This is a genomic window from Pseudomonas prosekii (assembly GCF_900105155.1).
Lineage (GTDB): Bacteria > Pseudomonadota > Gammaproteobacteria > Pseudomonadales > Pseudomonadaceae > Aquipseudomonas > Aquipseudomonas prosekii.
In genome coordinates this window covers 3171571-3193898 of the sequence record NZ_LT629762.1, presented here as the reverse complement: position 1 = coordinate 3193898, position 22328 = coordinate 3171571, and the positions used below count along the sequence as shown (strand labels likewise).

At 59.1% G+C, this 22328-nt stretch carries 21 protein-coding genes; 4 read left to right on the top strand and 17 right to left on the bottom strand.

From position 1 onward, the window contains the following. Window positions 1-154 precede the first annotated feature (154 nt). Window positions 155-1120: a GlxA family transcriptional regulator gene (locus tag BLU01_RS14435; protein WP_092276572.1), complete on the bottom strand. Its 966-nt coding sequence runs from the start codon at window positions 1118-1120 to the stop codon at window positions 155-157. Between the two features lie 230 nt (window positions 1121-1350). Here BLU01_RS14435 and BLU01_RS14430 point away from each other — a divergent pair, with 230 nt between their 5' ends. Continuing rightward, on the top strand, window positions 1351-1992 hold the full coding sequence (locus tag BLU01_RS14430) for an HD domain-containing protein (protein WP_092276569.1): 642 nt from the start codon (window positions 1351-1353) through the stop codon (window positions 1990-1992). 116 nt (window positions 1993-2108) lie between these two features. Here BLU01_RS14430 and BLU01_RS14425 read toward each other — a convergent pair whose 3' ends face one another. The 8 genes from BLU01_RS14425 to BLU01_RS14390 all read right to left on the bottom strand — a co-directional run bounded on the left by BLU01_RS14425 (window position 2109) and on the right by BLU01_RS14390 (window position 10953). Then, entirely contained in the window at window positions 2109-2999 is an 891-nt protein-coding gene (locus BLU01_RS14425) for an ABC transporter permease subunit (protein WP_092276566.1), read from the bottom strand. Further along, window positions 2996-3877: an ABC transporter permease subunit gene (locus BLU01_RS14420; protein ID WP_178076580.1), complete on the bottom strand. Its 882-nt coding sequence runs from the start codon at window positions 3875-3877 to the stop codon at window positions 2996-2998. The genes BLU01_RS14425 and BLU01_RS14420 overlap by 4 nt, the downstream gene beginning before the upstream one ends. 35 nt (window positions 3878-3912) lie before the next feature. Beyond that, the gene (locus tag BLU01_RS14415; protein WP_092276560.1) at window positions 3913-5055 is read right to left on the bottom strand and encodes an ABC transporter ATP-binding protein; all 1143 of its coding nucleotides are present in this window, start codon (window positions 5053-5055) and stop codon (window positions 3913-3915) included. 73 nt (window positions 5056-5128) lie between these two features. Further along, on the bottom strand, window positions 5129-6226 hold the full coding sequence (locus BLU01_RS14410; protein ID WP_092276557.1) for a polyamine ABC transporter substrate-binding protein: 1098 nt from the start codon (window positions 6224-6226) through the stop codon (window positions 5129-5131). A 235-nt stretch (window positions 6227-6461) separates the two neighbouring features. Continuing rightward, window positions 6462-7559 (bottom strand): polyamine ABC transporter substrate-binding protein, encoded by a 1098-nt coding sequence (locus BLU01_RS14405; protein WP_092276554.1) that lies wholly within the window; start codon window positions 7557-7559, stop codon window positions 6462-6464. Window positions 7560-7741: 182 nt separating this feature from the next. After that, entirely contained in the window at window positions 7742-9106 is a 1365-nt protein-coding gene (locus BLU01_RS14400; protein WP_092276551.1) for an aspartate aminotransferase family protein, read from the bottom strand. 57 nt (window positions 9107-9163) lie between these two features. Next, window positions 9164-10522, bottom strand: a complete 1359-nt coding sequence (locus BLU01_RS14395) for a glutamine synthetase family protein (protein WP_092276548.1) — start codon at window positions 10520-10522, stop codon at window positions 9164-9166. Between the two features lie 50 nt (window positions 10523-10572). After that, window positions 10573-10953, bottom strand: a complete 381-nt coding sequence (locus BLU01_RS14390; protein ID WP_092281616.1) for a glutamine amidotransferase — start codon at window positions 10951-10953, stop codon at window positions 10573-10575. 279 nt (window positions 10954-11232) lie between these two features. Between BLU01_RS14390 and BLU01_RS14385 the strand changes: the two genes are divergently transcribed. Continuing rightward, window positions 11233-12609: a glutamine synthetase family protein gene (locus BLU01_RS14385; RefSeq protein WP_054616983.1), complete on the top strand. Its 1377-nt coding sequence runs from the start codon at window positions 11233-11235 to the stop codon at window positions 12607-12609. A 227-nt stretch (window positions 12610-12836) separates the two neighbouring features. Further along, a complete protein-coding gene (locus BLU01_RS14380; protein ID WP_092276545.1) occupies window positions 12837-13475 on the top strand; it encodes a TetR/AcrR family transcriptional regulator in 639 nt (212 codons plus the stop codon). 56 nt (window positions 13476-13531) lie between these two features. Here BLU01_RS14380 and BLU01_RS14375 read toward each other — a convergent pair whose 3' ends face one another. The 8 genes from BLU01_RS14375 to BLU01_RS14340 all read right to left on the bottom strand — a co-directional run bounded on the left by BLU01_RS14375 (window position 13532) and on the right by BLU01_RS14340 (window position 20945). Beyond that, window positions 13532-13747, bottom strand: a complete 216-nt coding sequence (locus BLU01_RS14375; protein WP_003229256.1) for a TOBE domain-containing protein — start codon at window positions 13745-13747, stop codon at window positions 13532-13534. Window positions 13748-13854: 107 nt separating this feature from the next. Continuing rightward, entirely contained in the window at window positions 13855-14685 is an 831-nt protein-coding gene (gene ssuB / locus BLU01_RS14370; RefSeq protein WP_092276542.1) for an aliphatic sulfonates ABC transporter ATP-binding protein, read from the bottom strand. Then, entirely contained in the window at window positions 14682-15464 is a 783-nt protein-coding gene (gene ssuC / locus BLU01_RS14365; RefSeq protein WP_092276539.1) for an aliphatic sulfonate ABC transporter permease SsuC, read from the bottom strand. The genes ssuB and ssuC overlap by 4 nt, the downstream gene beginning before the upstream one ends. 9 nt (window positions 15465-15473) lie before the next feature. Further along, window positions 15474-16622 (bottom strand): FMNH2-dependent alkanesulfonate monooxygenase, encoded by a 1149-nt coding sequence (gene ssuD / locus BLU01_RS14360; RefSeq protein ID WP_092276536.1) that lies wholly within the window; start codon window positions 16620-16622, stop codon window positions 15474-15476. A 25-nt stretch (window positions 16623-16647) separates the two neighbouring features. Next, complete coding sequence (locus BLU01_RS14355) at window positions 16648-17628, bottom strand: sulfonate ABC transporter substrate-binding protein (RefSeq protein ID WP_092276533.1); 981 nt, start codon at window positions 17626-17628, stop codon at window positions 16648-16650. A gap of 101 nt (window positions 17629-17729) precedes the next feature. Beyond that, complete coding sequence (gene ssuE, locus BLU01_RS14350) at window positions 17730-18323, bottom strand: NADPH-dependent FMN reductase (RefSeq protein WP_092276530.1); 594 nt, start codon at window positions 18321-18323, stop codon at window positions 17730-17732. Window positions 18324-18654: 331 nt separating this feature from the next. Then, window positions 18655-19293 (bottom strand): peroxiredoxin, encoded by a 639-nt coding sequence (locus BLU01_RS14345; protein WP_092276527.1) that lies wholly within the window; start codon window positions 19291-19293, stop codon window positions 18655-18657. Between the two features lie 305 nt (window positions 19294-19598). Further along, entirely contained in the window at window positions 19599-20945 is a 1347-nt protein-coding gene (locus BLU01_RS14340) for an OprD family porin (RefSeq protein WP_092276524.1), read from the bottom strand. Between the two features lie 365 nt (window positions 20946-21310). Between BLU01_RS14340 and tauA the strand changes: the two genes are divergently transcribed. Next, window positions 21311-22300, top strand: a complete 990-nt coding sequence (gene tauA, locus BLU01_RS14335) for a taurine ABC transporter substrate-binding protein (RefSeq protein ID WP_092276521.1) — start codon at window positions 21311-21313, stop codon at window positions 22298-22300. The last annotated feature ends 28 nt before the right edge of the window (window positions 22301-22328 follow it).

The window sequence follows — 22328 nt, the reverse complement described above, 5'->3', positions numbered from 1 at the left end:
ACGCCGATCGTTCCTGCACTCTGCATGGGAACGATCAGACACAAAACCCTGTGGGAGCGAGCTTGCTCGCGATGAGGCCGCACCCGTCAACGCAGATGCTGAATGGAAGGCCGCCATCGCGAGCAAGCTCGCTCCCACAGGGTCGGTGTTTTGCCTAGACCATCGCGGTGAAGTTGCGGCGAAATTGCTGCGGCGTCACGCCCAGTCGGCGGTTGAACACGCTGCGCATGTGCTGGGCGTCGCGAAAGCCGCATTGATAGGCCACGGTTTTCAACGGCGAACGCGTGCTTTCCAGCAGCACCCGCGCCGCATCCACACGGGCCCGCTCGACAAACTCCGCCGGCGTCACTTTGGCTTCCTTGGCAAACACCCGGGAAAAATTGCGCGCGCTCATGTTGGCGGCGTTGGCCAGATCGGCGAGCGCCAGATCGCCAGTCAGATTGGCCAACACGTAGAGCTGCACCAACGCCACCGCCGAGGTCGGTTCGGCGTGCGGCGTGAGGAACGGGCTGAACTGCGATTGCCCGCCCGAGCGCTGGGTGAACACCACCAGCCGCTTGGCGACGCTGAGCGCGACTTCCGGGCCGTGATCGCGCGCTAGCAGATACAGCGACAAATCGATCCCCGCCGTGACCCCGGCCGAGGTGTAGAGCTCGCCATCCTGCACGTACAAACGATCGGCCTCGACCTGCGTGCCCGGAAACAACGCCGCCAGCGCTGGCGCGTCGTCCCAATGCGTGGTCACGGTGCGCCCGTCGAGCAAACCCGCACGCGCGAGAATGAACGCGCCGTTGCAGATCGAGCCAAAGCGCCGCGCCCGCGCGCAGGCATCGCGCAGCCAGGCATCAAACGTCGCGCCAAAATTCATGAACGGCAACTGCGGCCCGCCCGCCACCAGTAGCAAGTCGTAAGCGTCGAGTGCGGCGCTGAAATGCCGATGCGCGTTGAGCGACAAACCGTTCGAGCACGGCATCATCCCGCGCTCGATGCCAATGACTTCGAGCCGATAGTGATCGTGCGGCGCAAGAAAACGATTGGCCTCGGAAAACACATCCATGGCCCCGGTGACGTCCAGCGCCTGAACCCCGGAAAACACCACGATGGCGACGGTTTTTTGCATGGCTCGAATCGCCCTCCAGGTAATGAAAAGAAAGTCGCCCATCACACGATGTGCGTGCATCCGAGGTTATCGGGTTCAACCCTAGCCAATCCGCGCGCAACTAGCGAGGTTGGCGCGATTTGCATGCTCATTGGCCGGGATCGCAGGCATGCCGCGATTGTTCGTCGCTCGCGGCGAGAACAGACTTTCCCCAGCAGCGCCGCCACGGCGTTCCCCACGAGGAAAGCACCATGAGCAGCATCATCGCCGGCATCAAAATCCCCGACAGCGCGTTGGCCAAAGCCACCACCGAATACATCCGCGACGTCGAATCCGATCTGCTTTACCACCACTCGCGCCGGGTGTTCCTGTTTGGCGCGTTGAGCGGTGAACGCAAACAACTGGCCTACAACCCCGAGCTGCTTTACGTCGGCGCGATGTTCCATGACTTGGGGCTGGTTGAAGGTCAGCGCAGCGATGACGAGCGGTTCGAAGTCGACAGTGCCAACGCTGCCAAAGCGTTCCTCAAACCGTATGGTTTGAGCGATGACGACATCGAGCAAGTCTGGCTGTCGATTGCCCTGCACACCACTCCGGGCGTGCCGCAGCATTTACGGCCGAACGTGGCGCTGGTGACGGCGGGGGTCGAGATGGACGTGCTCGGCATCGATTACGCGGCGTTCCCGAGCGAGCAGCGTGAAGCGGTGGTGCACGCTCACCCGCGCGGCGACGGGTTCAAGGAATGCATCCTGTGTGCCTTCGCCAACGGCTTCAAGCACAAACCCGACACCACGTTTGGCACGGTCAACGCGGATGTGCTGGTGGACAGCGAGCCGGGATTCAAACCGATGAACTTCGTCGAGATCATCCGCAAATCCCCTTGGGTGTCCTGAGACAACGATGGGAGCGAGCTTGCTCGCGATGAGGGCATAACATTCAACGAAAGGGTTGAATGACAGTCCGCTATCGCGAGCAAGCTCGCTCCCACAGGGGAACGAGCATTGCAGGGTCAGGCCGCTTGCGGCGCTTGCGGACGGCGTACGTCCGGTTGCTTCCACGAATCGGCGGCGCTTTCTTCGATGGCTTGCTGGATCGCGCGTTTGCGGTTTTCTTCGGCGCGGCGGCTGAAGAACCAGACCAGGAAGGTCACGATCGACACCGCCAGCAGAATCAGACTCGCCACCGCGTTGATCTCAGGCTTCACGCCCAGACGCACCGCCGAGAACACTTCCATCGGCAAGGTCGTCGAACCCGGCCCCGAGACAAAACTCGCCAGCACCAGGTCATCCAGCGACAGCGCGAACGACATCATCCCGCCCGCCGCCAGCGACGGCGCGATCATTGGAATGGTGATCAGCAGGAACACCTTCCACGGCCGCGCGCCGAGGTCCATCGCCGCTTCTTCGATCGACAGGTCCAGCTCACGCAAGCGCGCCGACACCACCACCGCCACATACGCCGCACAGAACGTCGTGTGAGCGATCCAGATGGTGACGATGCCGCGTTCCTGCGGCCAGCCGATCATCTGCGCCATCGCCACAAACAGCAGCAACAGCGACAGACCGGTGATCACTTCGGGCATCACCAGCGGCGCCGTCACCAGCCCGCCAAACAGCGTGCGGCCCTTGAAGTGGGTGATGCGCGTCAGCACAAACGCCGCCAGCGTGCCCAGCGCCACTGCTGCAATCGCGGTGTAGCAAGCGATTTCCAGCGAGCGCAGTACCGAGCCCATCAGTTGCGTGTTGTCGAGCAAACCGACGTACCACTTGATCGACCAGCCGCCCCACACCGTCACCAGTTTCGAGGCGTTGAACGAGTAGATCACCAGGATCAGCATCGGCGCGTAGATGAACAGCAAACCGACGATCAGCATGAAACTCGAGAAACGGAAGCGCTTCATTCTTTACCCTCCATTTCCTTGGCCTGACTGCGGTTGAACAGGATGATCGGCACGATCAGGATCGCCAGCATCACCACCGCCAGGGCAGACGCCACCGGCCAGTCACGGTTGTTGAAGAATTCTTGCCAGAGCACTTTACCGATCATCAAGGTTTCCGGACCGCCGAGCAGTTCCGGAATCACGAACTCGCCGACCACCGGAATGAAGACCAGCATGCACCCGGCGACAATGCCGTTTTTCGACAGCGGAATAGTGATTTTCCAGAAGCTGTTGAACGTGCTCGAACCAAGGTCCGACGCGGCTTCCAGCAGGCTGTTGTCGTGTTTCACCAGGTTGGCGTAGAGCGGCAGGATCATGAACGGCAGATAGGAATAAACGACGCCGATGTAGACCGCCAAGTTGGTATTGAGGATCTGCAGCGGTTCGTCGATCCAGCCCATGGTCATCAGGAAACCGTTGAGCAAACCGTTGTTGCTGAGGATGCCCATCCACGCATACACGCGGATCAGGATCGCGGTCCAGGTCGGCATCATGATCAGCAACACCAGCACCGTTTGCAGCTCTTTGCGCGCGGTGGCGATGGCGTAGGCCATCGGGTAGCCGATCAGCAAACACAGGACGGTGCTGATCAGCGCCATCTTCAGCGAGCCGAGGTACGCGGCGATGTACAGCTCGTCGTCGCCGAGCATCGCGTAGTTGCCGAGGTTCAGCAGCAGTTGCAGCTTCTGCTCGGCAAAGGTGTAGATCTCGGTGTAGGGCGGGATGGCCACGTCGGCTTCGGCGAAGCTGATCTTCAAGACAATGAAGAACGGCAACATGAAGAACAGAAACAACCAGATGAACGGAACCCCGATGACCAGTTGGCGGCCATTGGGGATTATTCGGTTGATACGGCGTTTGAATTTGCGCATGTTCATGAGCGAAGTACCACGCCGCTGTCATCTTCCCAGTACACGTAAACCTGATCGCCCCAGGTCGGACGCTGGCCACGGCGCTCGGCGTTGGCCACGAACGACTGCACCAGTTTGCCGCTCGGCAATTCGACATAGAACACCGAGTGGCCGCCGAGGTAGGCGATGTCGTGCACCTTGCCGCTCGACCAGTTGTATTCGCAGGTCGGCATCTGGGCGGTGACCAGCAGTTTCTCCGGACGAATCGCGTAAGTGACCGACTTGTCCTGTACCGAGGTGCTGATGCCGTGGCCGACGTAGATCTGCCGATCGAGGTCTTTGCAGGTGATGGTCGCGTAACCCTCGGCGTCGTCGATCACTTCACCTTCGAAGATGTTGACGTTGCCGATGAATTCGCAGACCAGACGGCTGGTCGGGGTTTCGTAGATGTCGATCGGGCTGCCGATCTGCGCGATCCAGCCCAGGTGCATGATCGCAATGCGTTCGGCCATGGTCATGGCCTCTTCCTGGTCGTGGGTGACCATGACGCAGGTCACGCCGACGCGCTCGATGATCTCGACCAACTCAAGCTGCATCTGCGAACGCAGTTTCTTGTCCAGTGCGCCCATCGGTTCGTCGAGCAGCAACAGCTTCGGCCGCTTGGCCAGCGAACGCGCCAGCGCCACACGCTGACGCTGGCCGCCGGACAACTGATGCGGCTTGCGTTTGGCGAACTGGCTCATCTGCACCAGTTTGAGCATTTCGGCCACACGCGCATCGACTTCAGCTGCCGGGATCTTGTCCTGCTTGAGGCCGAACGCGATGTTCTGCGCCACGGTCATGTGCGGGAACAAGGCGTAGGACTGGAACATCATGTTGATCGGCCGCTCGTACGGCGGCATATCGGTGATGTCCACGCCATCGAGGAAAATGCGCCCCTCCGTGGGCCGTTCAAACCCTGCGAGCATACGCAGCAAGGTGGATTTGCCCGATCCCGAACCGCCGAGCAGGGCGAAGATTTCGCCCTTCTTGATTTCCAGGGACACGTCGTCCACGGCAATCGTCTCGTCGAACTTCTTCGTGACCCGGTCGATTTTGACCAACACCTGCTTCGGTGTCTGGTCGCCCTCGAGGGCTTTCTTGTAGGCGCCGGAGGCAACTGCCATTTACGAAACTCCCAAAACAAAAGAGTGCAGTTCGCTCAAGGTGAGCCAACCTTGGTTAGTTTGATCCTTGCCGCTATTTGCCCGACTTGACCTTGGTCCAGCTGCGGGTCATCAAACGTTGAATGTTCGGTGGTAACTCGGTCGATACGTAGGTTTTGTCGAGCACCGCTTGCGGCGGATAAACCGCGGCGTCGGTGCGAATCGACTGCTCCATCAACTTGTCCGAAGCCGGGTTCGGGTTGGCGTAGCCCACGTAATCACTGACCTGGGCAATGACTTCGGGTTTGAGCAGATAGTTGATGAACGCATGCGCTTCTTTGACGTTGGTCGAGTCCTTTGGAATCGCCAGCATGTCGAACCACAGCGCCCCGCCCTCTTTCGGAATCGAGTAAGCGATGTTCACGCCTTTCTTCGCTTCTTCAGCGCGGTTCTTCGCCTGGAACATGTCACCGGAGAAACCGATGGCGATACAGATGTCACCGTTGGCCAAGTCCGAGATGTATTTGGACGAGTGGAAATACGTTACGTAAGGCCGCACCGCGAGCAACTTGGCTTCAGCCTTTTTGTAATCCTTGGGATCGGTGCTGTTGGCGTTCATGCCCATGTAGTTGAGAACGGTGGGCATCATTTCATCGGCGGAATCGAGGAACGCGACGCCGCAGCTGTGCAGTTTCTTGATGTTCTCCGGCTCGAACAGCACGCTCCACGAATCGATCTTGTCGACGCCGAGCACGGCTTTGATTTTATCGACGTTGTAACCGATGCCGTTGGTGCCCCACAGGTACGGCACGGCGTACAAGTTGCCAGGATCATTCTGTTCCAGGCGCTTGAGCAAAACCGGATCAAGGTTGGCGTAGTTGCTCAGTTGTTTCTTGTCGAGCTTCTGGAAAGCGCCAGCCTTGATTTGTTTGCCAAGGAAGTGGTTGGACGGCACGACCACGTCGTAACCGGTACGCCCGGCCAGCAACTTGCCTTCCAGGGTTTCGTTGGAGTCGAAGACGTCGTAAACCGGCTTGATCGAGCTTTCCTTCTCGAAGTCGGCCAAGGTGTTCGGACCGATGTAATCCGACCAGTTATAAATATGCACAGTGCCGGCAGCCTGGACACTGAAGGCCAGTGTCAACCCGGCGCCGACCAGCATGGCGTTGCGTAACAAAGAAAAAATAGGCAAGTGGAGGTCCTCTAAAATTAGTTGGGCCCAAGTTGCCCCGTGTGCATGACAGCCGTAGCTGCCTGACAACAAAACCGGCGCGCAACTTACCCTCGATAAACCTTTGCAGCAAACTTTATGCAGATCTGTAGCAGCTGCCGCAGGCTGTGTTCAACGGCGAAGCAGTTGCGCTGTCGAGATCGCGGAGGTCCTACGGACCTCAACGCAGCCCTCGGCAGCTGCTACAGGGGTCTATTTATTTACCGGATTTAATCTTGGTCCAGCTGCGAGTCATGATCCGCTGGGTCGCGGCCGGCAGGTCGGCAATCGCGTACAGCTTGGCCAATACGTCAGCCGGTGGATAAACGCCCGGGTCGCTGGTGATGTCTTTATCAACCAGTGCCGTGGCCGCAGCGTTACCGTTCGGGAAACGCACCGCGTTGGTGATCTCGGCCATGATTTCCGGCTTCTGCAGGAAGGTCATGAACTTGTAGGCGCCTTCGACGTTTTCGGCATCTTTAGGGATGGCGACCATGTCGTAGAAGCTGCCCGCACCTTCTTTCGGAATGTTGTAGCTGACTTTCACCTTGTCACCGGCTTCAGCCGCGCGGGACTTGGCCTGGTAGATGTCACCCGAGTAACCGACCGCGACGCAGATGTTGCCGTTGGCCAGGTCGGAGATGTACTTGGACGAGTGGAAGTAGCCCACCGAAGGACGAATCTTCAGGAACAGCGCTTCGGCTTCGGCCAGTTGTTTTTTGTCCTGGCTGTCGGTTGGATAGCCCAGGTAATGCAACGCCACCGGAAGCATCTCGGTTGGCGAATCGAGGAAACTGATCCCGCAGGATTTCAACTTGGCAGCGTTCTCGGGTTTGAACAGCAAGTCCCAGGAATTGGTTGGCGCATCGGCACCCAGTGCAGCCTTGACCTTCTCGGCGTTGAAGCCGATGCCGATCGAACCCCACATGTACGGGAAGGCATGTTCGTTGCCCGGGTCGCTGACAGCCACAGCTTTGAGCAGGTCCGGGTTCAGGTTCTTCCAGTTAGGCAGCTTGGACTTGTCCAGCTTCTGGTAAACGCCGGCCTTGATTTGCTTGGCGAGGAAGTTGTTCGACGGCACGACGATGTCGTAGCCGGACTTGCCCGCAAGCAACTTGGCTTCCAGCGTTTCGTTGCTGTCGAACACGTCGTAGACCACTTTGATCCCCGACTCGGCTTCGAACTTCTTGACGGTATCCGGCGCGATGTAATCGGACCAGTTGTACACGTGCAGGACCTTGTCATCCGCCTGAACTGCACCCGCCATCACGCCCATAAGGGACATGGCGAGGAGGGTCTTGCCAGCTATCTTCATACCTAATGCCTTCATGGGTAATGCTCCAGTTTTTCTTTTTAACCACGTGTCCGGCGATCTGTCACAGGGCATCCGAACGACCGGTAGTCTGGCAAGTTCCGAGGCAGGCTTTCAAGGAAAGTCCGAGCCTTTGTTTGCACTGAGCGAAGTGCCGACCGCGCACCTCGCTCAGAGCCTAGCACTTAGCCCTGCAACGCACTCAGGGTCAGGTCCAGGCACTTACGTGCCTTGGTCACCAGTTCATCGATCTCCGCCTCGGTAATCACCAGTGGCGGCGAGATGATCATGGTGTCGCCCACCGCGCGCATGATCAGGCCGTTGTCGAAGCAGAAGGTCCGGCAAATCATGCCGACGCCCTTGCCTTCGTAACGCTTGCGAGTGGCTTTGTCCTGCACCAGTTCAATCGCCCCCAACATGCCGACGCCGCGCACTTCCCCCACCAACGGGTGATCGCTCAGCTCCCGCAGACGCTTTTGCAAATAGGGTGCCGTTTCAGCGTGGACGCGCTCGATAATTTTTTCTTCGCGCAGGATGCGGATGTTTTCCAGCGCCACCGCAGCAGCCACCGGGTGCCCGGAATAGGTGAAGCCGTGGTTGAAATCGCCGCCCTCGTTGAGCACTTTCACCACTTCATCACGCACGATCAGGCCACCCATTGGGATGTAACCGGAAGTCAGGCCTTTGGCGATGGTCATCATGTCCGGTTGCAGATCGTAATGATCGCTACCGAACCACTCACCGGTGCGGCCGAAACCACAGATCACTTCGTCGGCGACGAACAGAATGTCGTACTTGGCGAGGATTTCCTTGATGCGCGGCCAGTAAGTCTCTGGCGGCACAATCACGCCACCGGCGCCCTGGATCGGCTCGGCAATAAAGGCACCGACGTTATCCACGCCGACTTCGAGAATTTTCTCTTCCAGTTGATTGGCCGCCCAGATCCCGAATTCTTCCGGGCTCATGTCGCCACCTTCACCGAACCAGTACGGCTGGGCGATGTGGACGATGCCCGGGATCGGCAAGTCGCCCTGTTCGTGCATGTAAGTCATGCCGCCAAGGCTCGCGCCGGCCACGGTGGAACCGTGATAACCGTTCTTGCGGCTGATGATGACTTTCTTGTTCGGCTGGCCTTTGATCGCCCAATAGTGGCGAACCATACGCAGCATGGTGTCGTTGCCTTCGGAGCCGGAACCGGTGAAGAACACGTGGTTCATGCCTTGCGGCGCGATGTCGGCGATGGCTTTGGCCAGCTCCAGCACCGGCGGGTGCGCAGTCTGGAAAAACAGATTGTAGTAAGGCAGTTCGCGCATCTGTTTGGCAGCGGCATCGGCCAGTTCATCGCGACCGTAACCGATCGCCACGCACCACAGGCCGGCCATGCCGTCGAGGATCTTGTTGCCTTCACTGTCCCAAAGATAAACGCCCTTGGCGCTGGTGATGATGCGCGGGCCTTTCTCTTTGAGTTGTTTGAAATCGCTGAACGGCGCCAAGTGGTGATCGCTGCTCAAGGCTTGCCATTCACGTGTTTGCGGATTGTTGCTGGTCATGCGAATTCTCCTGTTGATCCAGTGAAAGCGCCGCCAGCCTCGGCGGCGCCCGGCGTATCAGACGGCGAAGAGCAGGAATTCCCGCTCCCATGAACTGATCACGCGCTTGAAGTTTTCATGCTCGGCCCGCTTGACCGCGACGTAGCCAGTAATGAATTTCTTGCCCAGGTATTTCTCGATGGTCGCGCTGTTTTCCATGCGTTCCAGCGCGTCCTCGATGGTCAGCGGCAGGCGCAGGTTGCGGCGTTCATAGCCACGACCGACCACCGGCGCACTTGGGTTGAGGCCTTCGACCATGCCGATGTAACCGCAGAGCAGGCTCGCGGCAATCGCCAGGTACGGGTTGGCGTCGGCGCCCGGCAGGCGGTTTTCCACCCGACGGTTCTGCGGCCCGGCGTCCGGCACGCGCAGGCCGACAGTGCGGTTTTCTTCGCCCCACTCCACGTTCACCGGCGCCGAGGTATCGGGCAGGAAGCGGCGGAACGAATTGACGTTGGGCGCGAACAGCGGCAGCAATTCCGGAATCAGTTTCTGCAGGCCACCGATGTGGTGCAGGAACAGCTGGCTCATGGTGCCATCTGCATTCGAGAAGACGTTCTTGCCGGTTTCGATATCGATGATGCTCTGGTGCAAGTGCATCGCGCTGCCCGGCTCGCCGGTCATGGGTTTGGCCATGAAAGTCGCGGCCACGTCATGCTTGAGCGCCGCTTCGCGCATGGTGCGCTTGAACACCAGAATCTGGTCGGCCAGCGACAGGGCATCGCCGTGACGGAAGTTGATTTCCATCTGCGCCGTGCCGTCCTCGTGAATCAACGTGTCGAGGTCCAGCTCCTGCAATTCGCACCAGTCGTAGACGTCTTCGAACAATGGGTCGAATTCGTTCGCCGCTTCAATCGAGAACGACTGGCGACCGGTTTCCGGGCGACCGGAACGGCCAATCGGCGGTTGCAGCGGGAAGTCCGGGTCTTCGCAGCGCTTGGTCAGGTAGAACTCCATTTCCGGCGCGACAATCGGCTGCCAGCCTTTGTCGGCGTAGAGTTTCAGCACCTTCTTCAACACGTTGCGCGGCGACAGCTCGATCGGGTTGCCTTGCTTGTCGTAGGTGTCGTGGATCACCTGCGCCGTCGGCTCGATGGACCAGGGCACCAGGTACACCGCGTTCTGGTCGGGACGGCAGATCATGTCGATGTCGGCCGGATCGAGCAGCTCGTAATAGATGTCGTCTTCGACATAGTCTCCGGTCACGGTCTGCAACAGAACGCTCTCGGGCAGGCGCATGCCTTTTTCGGCAATGAACTTGTTGGTCGGCGAAATCTTGCCCCGGGTGATCCCGGTCAAGTCGGCGATCATGCATTCGACTTCTGTGATCTTGTGGTCTTTCAACCAATCGGTGAGCTGGTCGAGGTTGTTACTCATAAATGCCTCTTAGGCTGGGTTTCCTGACTCGTATAAGTCAGGCGTTTAAGTCAGGCGTCAATTGACGCATCGGCGTGACTTGATACAGATTGCCACTGCGCCGACCACGCACATATGCCGTTGAAGGCTGCGCGAGAGTGTAGAGGGGCGACGGTCGTGCGTGCAGAATCGTGAGCAGTTCGCCGCGCCTCGGCTGAGCCGGCGCAGTCAAACGGTTCTATATTGGAAAGACGAGTAGTAAAGAGAATGTGCTGCGGGCCGTCCAGAATATCGGACGGGGCCAGCGAGATCACCGGGGAAGGAAGAGTCGACGCCGCGCCATTGGCAATGCTGGCCTTGGCGTGGACGTAACAATCGCCACTGATGTGATAAGCATACAGACCGATCTGCCTGGAGCAGACGGTGACGCCGATTAACGGCAGGCGAGACATGAAGCACCCCGGTATTATTGCTGTTATGGGTTTGAATCGGAGCTTAGCCTTGTTCATTTTTTTACACAACACCCCCGTAAAAAATACAACACGGCCCGCTCAAGCCCGCAGACATCAAAGTATTCAAAGGCATAAAAACGCCCCAAAGTGCCTCAAAAAAGCCACTTGAGCGCTTTTTTAGGGCAAAAAAGGCCTTGCTTGACTTCGGCATGCCGTTCGGGTTGACTGAAACCCGAAGAGCTCAATGATTGATATTTTTAACAACAAAGGTGTTGCATCATGTCGGTACCCCCGCGTGCCGTTCAGCTTAACGAAGCGAACGCGTTCCTTAAGGAACATCCTGAGGTTCTGTACGTTGACCTTCTGATTGCGGATATGAATGGTGTGGTGCGCGGCAAGCGCATTGAACGCACCAGTCTCCACAAGGTTTACGAGAAAGGCATCAACCTGCCGGCCTCTCTATTTGCTCTGGATATCAATGGCTCGACGGTGGAAAGCACCGGTCTGGGCCTGGACATCGGCGATGCTGACCGAATCTGCTATCCAATCCCAGACACCCTGTGCAACGAGCCTTGGCAGAAGCGCCCTACCGCGCAACTGTTAATGACCATGCACGAACTCGAAGGTGAACCCTTCTTCGCGGATCCCCGTGAAGTCCTGCGCCAAGTTGTTACCAAGTTTGACGAGATGGGCCTGACCATCTGCGCCGCATTCGAACTTGAGTTCTACCTGATCGACCAGGAGAACGTGAACGGCCGCCCGCAACCGCCGCGCTCGCCGATCTCCGGCAAACGCCCGCATTCGACACAGGTCTACCTGATCGACGACCTCGACGAATACGTCGACTGCCTCCAGGACATTCTGGAAGGTGCGAAAGAGCAAGGCATCCCGGCCGACGCCATCGTCAAGGAAAGTGCCCCGGCGCAGTTCGAAGTGAACCTGCACCACGTCGCCGACCCGATCAAGGCATGCGACTACGCGGTACTGCTCAAGCGTCTGATCAAGAACATCGCCTACGACCATGAAATGGACACCACCTTCATGGCCAAGCCTTACCCGGGCCAGGCAGGTAACGGTTTGCACGTCCACATCTCGATTCTCGACCGTGACGGCAAGAATATTTTTGCCAGCGAGGATCCCGAGCAGAACGCCGCACTGCGTCACGCGATCGGCGGTGTGCTCGAGACCCTGCCGGCGCAGATGGCTTTCCTCTGCCCGAACGTCAACTCGTACCGTCGTTTCGGCGCACAGTTCTACGTGCCGAACTCACCGTGCTGGGGCCTGGACAACCGGACTGTGGCGATTCGCGTGCCGACCGGTTCGTCCGATGCCGTACGCATCGAACACCGCGTAGCCGGTGCCGACGCCAACCCGTATCTGCTGATGGCTTCGGTTCTGGCGGGCGTGCATCACGGCCTGACCAACAAGATCGAGCCGGGCGCACCGGTTGAAGGCAACAGCTACGAGCAGAATGAGCAAAGCCTGCCGAACAACCTGCGCGACGCATTGCGCGAGTTGGACGACAGCGAGGTGATGGCCAAGTACATCGATCCGAAGTACATCGATATCTTCGTCGCCTGCAAGGAAAGTGAGCTGGAGGAGTTCGAACACTCCATCTCCGACCTTGAGTACAACTGGTACCTGCATACCGTTTAAGCGGTTGCAGAAAAAAAACGCCGCCGGCTGCTGAAGCCTGCGGCGTTTTTTTATGGCCGCCTGCGGCGGATCGCGAGCAAGCTCGCTCCCACAGTTGCTCTTCAGGGAACAGGAGTTTGGTGTTCGCAAATTATCCCCTGTGGGAGCGAGCTTGCTCGCGATGGTGTCCGGGCAGACAACAAAGTTGCCTGCTCGTACAATGCCCGCAGCCCCGCAGGAGGACTTCAATGACGCGCCCCGCCCCTATTCGCAAACCCCGCGCACGCAGCCAGGCGCGGATCGATTCGATCCTCGATGCCGCCCGCACGCTGCTGGCCGCCGAGGGCGTGGCCAGCCTGTCGATCTACAGCGTCGCCGAGCGCGCGGAGATCCCGCCCTCCTCCGTCTATCACTTCTTCGCCAGCGTCCCGGCGCTGCTCGAAGCGCTGACCGCCGACGTCCACGGCGCATTCCGCGCCTGCCTGCAAGCGCCGATCAATCACGATGAGCTAAACGGTTGGCGCGACCTCTCGCAATTGGTCGAGCAACGCATGCTCGACATCTACGGCGAAGACGCCGCCGCGCGCCAACTGATCCTCGCGCAACACGGCTTGACCGAAGTCACCCAGGCCGACCGCCAGCACGACATCGAACTCGGCGACCTGATGCACAAGTTGTTCGACCATCACTTTGAATTGCCGCGCCTGCCGAGCGATGTCGACGTGTTTGCGTTGGCGATGGAATTGGGCGACCGCGTTTACGCGCGCTCAGTGCAGCAGCACGGGCAAATAACCCCGCGCATGGCCGAAGAAGGCATGCGGGTATTTGATGCCTATCTGGGACTGTATCTGCCGCCGTACCTGCCCAAGCGCACATTGTCGGCCTGAGCTGATCGTTCCCATGCGGAGCGTAGGAACGATCAAAGGCAGACGCTCGCCGCTGCTTACAACTTGGCGATCGACACTTCGGTGGATTTGACGAAGGCGATTACTTCGCTGCCGACCACCAGTTCCAGCTCTTTCACCGAACGCGTGGTGATCACCGAAGTGACGATGCCGGACGCGGTTTGCACGTCGATTTCCGACAACACGTCACCCAGGACGATTTCCTTGATCGAGCCTTTGAACTGGTTACGAACGTTGATGGCTTTGATAGTCATGCGATTTCTCCTCGGGTCGAAATGAGCTGCAAGCGGCAAGCTACAAGTCGCAAGAAAAAGCACCCTGCTTCCTCTTGCCGCTTGAAGCTTGCAACTTGCCGCTGCCTCTATTGCGCCCAACGCAATTGCGTGGGCAATGGTGAAACGGGTTCCGGTTCCGGTGGCTCGCCGGGGAGCGACAACACGCGGTTGAGTACTTCGGTTTCCAGCGCCGCCAGCCGATGCGAGCCGCGCACACGCGGGCGTGGCAGTTCGACGTGAAGGTCGAGGCCGACTTCGCCGTCCTCGATCAGGATCACCCGGTCGGCAATCGCCACCGCTTCGCTGACGTCGTGAGTCACCAGCAACACGGTAAAGCCGTGTTTTTGCCAGAGCCGTTCGATCAGTTGCTGCATCTCGATTCGGGTCAGCGCATCGAGGGCGCCCAGCGGTTCGTCCAGCAGCAACAAACGCGGTTGGTGGATCAGCGCGCGGGCCAGCGCCACGCGTTGCTTCTGGCCACCGGACAGCGCCGCTGGCCACTCATTGGCGCGGTCCGCCAGGCCAACCGATTCCAGTGCTTCCAGGGCTTTGGGCCGCCAGTCGCCGCCGAGCCCGAGGCCGACGTTGTCGATGACTTTTTTCCACGGCAGCAAACGCGCTTCCTGGAACATCAATCGCGTGTCTTCGCGGGCCTCGCTGAGCGGCGCCGAACCGGCCAGCAGTTCGCCGCCGGTAGGTTTGTCGAGGCCGGCGAGCAAGCGCAGCAAGGTACTTTTGCCGCAGCCGCTGCGCCCGACTACAGCAACGAATTGCCCGGCCGGAATGTGCAGGTCAATCTCGCGCAGCACTTGCCGCGCGCCGAAAGTCTTTTGCAGCTTGCGCACCACCAGCGGAATTCCGCGCAGCAGGCGTGGGGGTTGTTGAGCAGTGTGTTGAGCGGTGTGTTGAGCAGTCATGCGGCACCTCCCTTGGCGACTTGATACGCCGGATGCCAGCGCAGCCACACACGTTCAAGTCCACGGGCGGCGAGGTCGGCAAGTTTGCCGAGCACCGCGTACAGCAAAATCGCCAAAACCACGACGTCGGTCTGCAGGAATTCGCGCGCGTTCATCGCCAGATAACCGATGCCGGAACTCGCGGAAATGGTTTCCGCGACGATCAGCGTCAGCCACATGAAGCCCAGCGCGAAACGCACGCCAACCAGAATCGACGGCAACGCGCCCGGCAGAATCACCTGCCGGAACAGGCTGAAACCGCTCAAGCCATAACTGCGCGCCATCTCTACCAGCGCCGGATCGACGTTGCGGATGCCGTGATACGTGTTGAGGTAAATCGGGAACAACGTGCCCAGCGCCACCAGAAAGATCTTCGCCGACTCGTCGATGCCGAACCACAGGATCACCAGCGGAATCAGCGCCAGGTGCGGCACGTTGCGGACCATTTGCACCGAACTGTCGAGCAAGCGTTCGCCCCACTTCGACAGGCCGGTGATGAAACCGAGCACCAGACCGATGCTGCCGCCGATGGTAAAACCGAGGGCCGCGCGCCAGCCGCTGATGGCCAGGTGCGTCCAGATTTCACCACTGCGCACCAGACTGACGCCGGCCTCGATCACTGCAATCGGCGCCGGCAGAATCCGCGTCGACAACCAGCCCGCCGACACCGACAACTGCCACACCGCCAGCAGCAACACCGGCAACGCCCACGGCGCAAGGTTGTGGATAATTCTCTTCATGACGGCGCCTCAGCTCTGGGACGCGGCTTTGGGGAGAATGTCGTTGGCGACCATCTCGCCGAACGGGCTGACGAAGTTGGCCCCTTGCGGTTGTTCCGGGCGCTGGACGTCGATGTGCGGGAACAGCAATTCGGCGACCCGGTAGGCCTCTTCGAGGTGTGGATAACCGGAGAAAATAAACGTGTCGATGCCCAGGTCGGCGTATTCCTTCATCCGCGCCGCGACGGTCGGACCGTCACCCACCAGCGCCGTGCCGGCACCGCCACGCACCAGGCCGACACCGGCCCAGAGGCTGGGGCTGACTTCCAGATTGTCGCGACTGCCACCGTGCAGCGCGGCCATGCGTTGCTGGCCGACCGAATCGAAACGCGACAGTGAAGCCTGGGCGCGCGCGATGGTTTCGTCGTCCACGTGCGAGATCAGTCGATCCGCTGCGGCCCACGCTTCCGCGTTGGTTTCGCGGACGATCACATGCAGACGAATGCCGAAGCGCACGGTGCGCCCGAGCTTCGCCGCTTTCGCCCGCACTTGTGCAATCTTCTCGGCCACCGCCGCTGGCGGTTCGCCCCAGGTCAGGACCATTTCCACTTGTTCAGCGGCCAAGTCCTGCGCCGCTTCCGACGAGCCGCCGAAGTACAGCGGCGGACGCGGTTGCTGGATCGGCGGATAGAGCAGTTTGGCGCCCTTCACGCTGATGTGCTGGCCATCGTAATCGACGGTTTCGCCTTCGAGCACGCGGCGCCAGATGCGGGTGAATTCCACCGAAGCCTGATAACGCTCTTCGTGGCTGAGAAACAAGCCATCGCCAGCCAATTCGTCCGGATCACCGCCCGTGACCAGGTTGAACAACGCCCGCCCGCCGGACAGCCGATCCAGGGTTGCGGCCTGACGCGCGGCGACCGTCGGGGAAATGATCCCGGGGCGCAGCGCGACAAGGAATTTCAGGCGCTGGGTCACCGGGATCAGCGACGCGGCGACCAGCCACGAGTCTTCGCAGGAGCGCCCGGTGGGGATCAACACCCCGCCAAACCCCAGGCGATCGGCCGCTTGAGCGATTTGTTGCAGGTAACCGTGGTCAACGGCGCGAGCGCCTTCGGCGGTGCCAAGGTAATGGCCGTCGCCGTGGGTTGGCAGGAACCAGAAAATATTGAGGCTCATGGAGTGGTCTCCTTGGGGGTTCGAATTACTGCGCTTTGGCAACGGCTGCCGGTGGCGTCCAGATCACGTCTTTGATGCTCAACGGCTTGGGAATCAGCTTGAGCTGATAGAAGCTGTCGGCGATTTTCTGTTGCGCAGCGACCACTTCCGGGGTCAGGAACAGCGCGCCGTAGCCCTGGCGCTTGACCGAAGTCAGGGTGATGTCCGCCGGCAAGCCGAGCAGCGGCGAGACCTGTTTGGTCACATCTTCAGGATTGGCTTTGGACCATTCACCGACCGCGCGCACTTCTTCGATGAGGGTCTTGATCACTTCAGGATTTTTCTGCGCGTAGGGCTTGGTCGCGAGGTAGAACTGATGGTTGTCGACGATGCCCTGGCCATCGCGCAGGGTGTGCGCTTGCAGTTGCTGTTCGGCGGCGGCCTGGTACGGGTCCCAGATCACCCACGCATCGACACTGCCGCGTTCGAACGCCGCGCGGGCATCGGCGGGTGGCAGGAAGACAGTCTGGATGTCGGTGTATTTGAGCCCGGCGTCTTCGAGTGCGCGCACCAGCAGGTAGTGGACGTTCGAGCCTTTGTTGAGGGCGACTTTTTTGCCCTTGAGGTCGGCCACCGATTTGATCGGCGAGTCCTTCGGCACCAGGATCGCTTCGCTGTGCGGCGCCGGTGGTTCGTAGGCAACGTAGAGCAGATCGGCACCAGCGGCCTGAGCGAATACCGGCGGCGTTTCGCCAGTGACGCCGAAGTCGATCGAGCCGACGTTCAGGCCTTCGAGCAACTGCGGGCCGCCGGGGAATTCAGTCCATTGCACGTCCACACCTTGCGCGGCGAGGCGTTTTTCCAAGGTGCCTTTGGCTTTGAGCAGCACCAGGGTGCCGTACTTTTGATAGCCGATTCGCAGGACGCCTTCATGGGAAGAAAGCGCTTGTGCTTGGGTAATGGCGCCGAAGGTCACAGCCGCTGCAAACAGAGCGACCAGACCACGACGCAAAATGACAGTGCGCATGGCGCTCTCCTATTTGCTGTTGGGTTTTGGCTGCACCTGCTTGGCCGTTGGCGGCTGAGTAAGGTGGAGTGGAGCAGATTCAGGGGTGGCTTGAGGGCCGCTTAAATGCTCCAGCGAGCACTTAATAAACGTTCGTTGAGCAGGTTCGGGTCGATCGGTTTCGGTCGGCGCGCCATGGCGCTGAGAAACAGTTCCAGCGATTCATCCAGACGTTGTTCCAGCTCCGGCGCCAGTTGCGCCTGGGCACTGCCCTCGGCGTAAGCAATCTGGCTGTCGACGGCGAAAATCCCGTGGAGCATTTCCTGCGCCTTCAGTGCTGACAGCACCGGTTTGAGCGCGTAATCCACCGCCAGCATGTGTGCGATGCTGCCGCCAGTTGCCATTGGCAACACCACTTTGTGATCCAGCGCGCGCTCGGGCAGCAGATCGAGCACGGTTTTCAGCGCGCCAGAGAACGACGCTTTGTAGACCGGCGTGGCGATCAGCAGGCCATCGGCGTTGGCAATCTGCTGCAACAGGTCGATCACCTTGGGGCTGTCGAAGCGTGCGTGCAGCAAGTCTTCGGCCGGGAAGTCCCGTACCTGATAACTCACCACTTCCACACCGCGTTCCTGCAACCAGCGTTGCGAGCGTTCCAGCAGCACCCCGGAACGGGAGCGTTGGCTGGGGCTGCCACCGAGTGAGACGACCAGCATTCAGATAATTCCTTGAACAATTCAGGCGATTCGCAGTGTGCGATCTCGCTTCGATGGAGTGACCTTAACAGGTGATTTATATATCCATAAATCATATTTATTCATTTGGTTATTCTTTAAAGAACTATGCAGAAGTACGATTTCCAGGCAAAAAAATAGGCCGTATAACGGCCTGAAAATCCCCTGCGATGTGGATACGTTTCAATTCTGATTTTGCGGTGCCTGGTGGATCGTCATCGCGAGCAAGCTCGCTCCCACAGGTACAGCGGATCGAATGTGGGAGCGAGCTTGCTCGCGAAAGCGGCGTCAGCCACGCCGTGCAATGGATGGTTTAGCGGTTCGGTTGCGGCGTCAGGCGCAGGTATGGTTTGACTGCGCGATAACCCTTGGGAAAGCGCTTATTGATCTCATCTTCATCCTTGAGCGATGGCACGATCACCACTTCATCACCGTCCTGCCAGTTGGCCGGGGTCGCTACTTTGTAGTCGTCGGTGAGTTGCAGCGAGTCGATCACCCGCAGGATTTCGTGAAAGTTGCGCCCGGTGCTGGCCGGGTAAGTAATAGTCAGCCGCACCTTCTTGTTCGGGTCGATCACAAACAGCGAGCGCACGGTCAGGGTGTCGTTGGCATTCGGGTGAATCAGGTCGTACAGGTCCGAGACCTTGCGATCAGCGTCGGCCAGAATCGGGAAATTGACGAGCGTGTTCTGGGTTTCGTTGATGTCTTCGATCCACTTGTGGTGCGAGTCCACCGGGTCGACCGACAGTGCAATCGCCTTGACGCCGCGCTGGGCGAATTCTTCCTTGAGCTTGGCGGTAAAGCCCAGTTCGGTGGTGCACACCGGGGTGAAGTCCGCCGGATGGGAAAACAGCACGCCCCAGCTATCGCCCAGCCACTCGTGGAAACGAATGGTACCGGCGCTGGAATCCTGTTCGAAATCGGGGGCGATATCGCCAAGTCTGAGGCTCATGGTGCTGCTCCTGGTGAGTGCGTGATGAGCCCAACTGTGCCTGCAATCGAAATGAATTAAAAAGAATAAATATCAATTTATTTAGATCTTAAAAGAATATTAAAAATCTGTTCACTGGACCTCATCTGCCATCGCCAGCAACATCGCCGACAAGGTTCGAGAAGGCCTTGAGTAGTTGCAAACGTGGCAACGTTTCGGGGTGGGATTACGGGGGTGACTCCGCCCAGAAACGCAAAAGCCCCGCCCGGCGAGGTGCCGGGCGGGGCTTTTTTTCCGCAGTTACGCGAGCGCTGCTTTTACAGCTATTACAGCAGCGGGATCGAGTAGCTGAGGATCAGGCGGTTTTCGTCCTGGGAGCGAACGCCCGGGATGTCTGTACGCCATGTAGCGTTTTTCCACATCACGCCAACGTTTTTCAGCGGGCCTTCCGGCACCACGTAGGCCACGGTCAGGTCGCGTTCCCACTCGCTGCTGTTATTGCCAGCAGGTACGGTAGCGCTGACGCGGTTGGTGTCGATATCGCTGCCACGCAGGTAAACCATACCGGCGGTCAGGCCTGGTACGCCAACCTTGGCGAAGTCATACGAATAGCGTGCCTGCCAGGTTTTCTCGCCGGCACGGCCGAACTTCTGGATCTGCATGTCGGTGATGGTGTAGTTCGACGAACCGTCGCCCTGGTTCAGCCAAGGGAAGTCGCTGCTGCCGTTGCTGACTTGGTATCCGCCACCGAAGGTGTGACCGGCAACGGTGTACAGGAACAGGCCGCTGTACAGATTGTTGTCGACTTTGCCTTTACCGTTACCAGTGCTGCTGTAGTTGCCGGAGCTGTAGTACAGCGGGTCGTGGCCGTTGGCACCGTCATCCGAGCTGTTGAAGTAGCGCAGGTCAGACTTCAATACGCCCGGGCCGATTGCCCAGTTGTGCACCAGACCGAGGAAGTGCTGCTTGTAGAAGTCTTCCAGGTTGCCGTAGTAGTACTGCGCAGTCAGGTCTTTGGTGATTTTGTAGTCACCACCGGCATAGATGAACTTGTTGCTGTCGCGACCATTGATGGTGCGGGAGTTGGCGCCACCGATCGACATCTGTTCATTGTTGCTGGAGTTACGACCTTTCACCGCTTCGATCTGACCGCCAACCAGCGTCAGGTCTTTGATGTCGCCAGAAGTGATCTGGCCGCCCTGCCAGGTCTGCGGCAGCAGACGACCATCGTTGGTCACGATAACCGGGTTCTTCGGCTGCAGAGTGCCCAGTTTCAGCTCGGTCTGGGAGATCTTGGCTTTGGCAGTCAGGCCCAGGCTGGAGAAGTTATCAACCGCTTCGCCGTTGGACTTGCTTGGGAAAACAGTGCCGCCGTAAGAGTTGTTCGACGCACCGTTAGTGCCGCCGCCCGAATCCAGCTTCACGCCCAGCAGGCCGATTGCATCAATACCGAAGCCAACAGTGCCTTGGGTGTAACCGGAGATGAAACGCAGATCGAAGCCTTGGCCCCACTCTTCGTTCTTGTTGGCGCCAGCGCCGTCACGGTTATCGGTATTGATGTAGAAGTTACGCAGACCCAGAGTGGCCTTGCTGTCTTCGATAAAACCGGCGGCGCCTGCCTGCTGCGCCAAAACCCCTACAGCCACAGCCAGGGCCAAGGTGGACTTGTTCATTGTTTCGCTCCTCTCGTTCTAATTCTTGTGTTCCTGGTCCGGGGTCGAATGCCCTGGATCCTAAGATGCGCGATTAGCGCCAGACCGTGACTGACAAGTCAATCGTAACCTTGTATGTCTACGACCAAGGTCTAATCGCCATGGATTGGGTCCGTGCAGGGTAATGATTTCTTCATAAACCCAAAAAGAATTATTTCATTCTTTTTCATACTGCTTTGGAATATAGCCCGCCGCCGAAAAACCGCGCCGGGATACCCGGTATCGGCACATAAGCTAATTACTAAATAATATTTATTGGCCTTTTTTTAGATCGATTAGCTTTGACGCATTCCCCATACGTCAATCCCTATCGAAAAGGCGACGCCATGATGGCCAAACGCGCACTATCCCGTCAAATTGTTACAGTTTGTGTGTCGGTATTAATTACTTGCGGCGCGCAGGCGGCCAACCTTACGGTCGGTTATCAAACCGGCATCGACCCAAGCAAAGTCCCGCAAGCGGATGGCGTCTACGAGAAAACCCTGGGTGAGAAAATCGACTGGCGCCGCTTCAACAGTGGCCCGGAAGTGGTCACCGCAATTGCTTCCGGTGACGTGCAGATCGGCAATCTCGGCTCCAGTCCGCTGGCTGCCGCCGCTTCACGCAATTTGCCGATAGTCGCGTTCATCGTTTCCGCGCAGATCAACGCCGCCGAAGCCTTGGTAGTGCGCAACGGCAGCGGCATCGATAAACCGCAAGATCTGATCGGCAAAACCGTCGCCACGCCATTCGTTTCCACTTCTCACTACAGCTTGCTTGGCGCGCTGAAGCACTGGGGCCTGGACACTTCGAAAGTCAAAGTGGTGAACCTGCAACCGGCAGAAATCGCCGCGGCGTGGAAACGTGGCGACATTGATGGCGCGTTTGTCTGGTCGCCGGCGCTGGGGGAAATTCGCAAGACGGGCAAGACCTTGACCGACGCCGCGCAGGTTGGCCAGTGGGGCGCGCCGACCTTCGAAGTGTGGGTCGCACGCAAGGATTTTGCCGAGAAGCACCCGGACGTCGTGGCGAAATTTGCCAAGGTTACGCTGGACTCGTTTGCCGACTATGCAGCGCATAAAGACAGCTGGACCGCCGATTCGGTGCCGGTGCAGAAAATCGCCAAATTGACCGGTGCCAACGCGGCTGATGTGCCGGAGTTGCTCGCCGGCTCAACCTTCCCCGACGCCAAAGCGCAGCAAACCACCGCGCTGCTGGACGGCGGCACGGCGAAGGCGATTGGCGAAACGGCGAAGTTTTTGAAGGAGCAGGGGAAAGTCGAAACGGTACTACCGGATTATTCGCCGTACGTCAGCGCGAAGTTCGTTGCCGAGTAACCCACAACGCACTTGTGGCGAGGGGGCT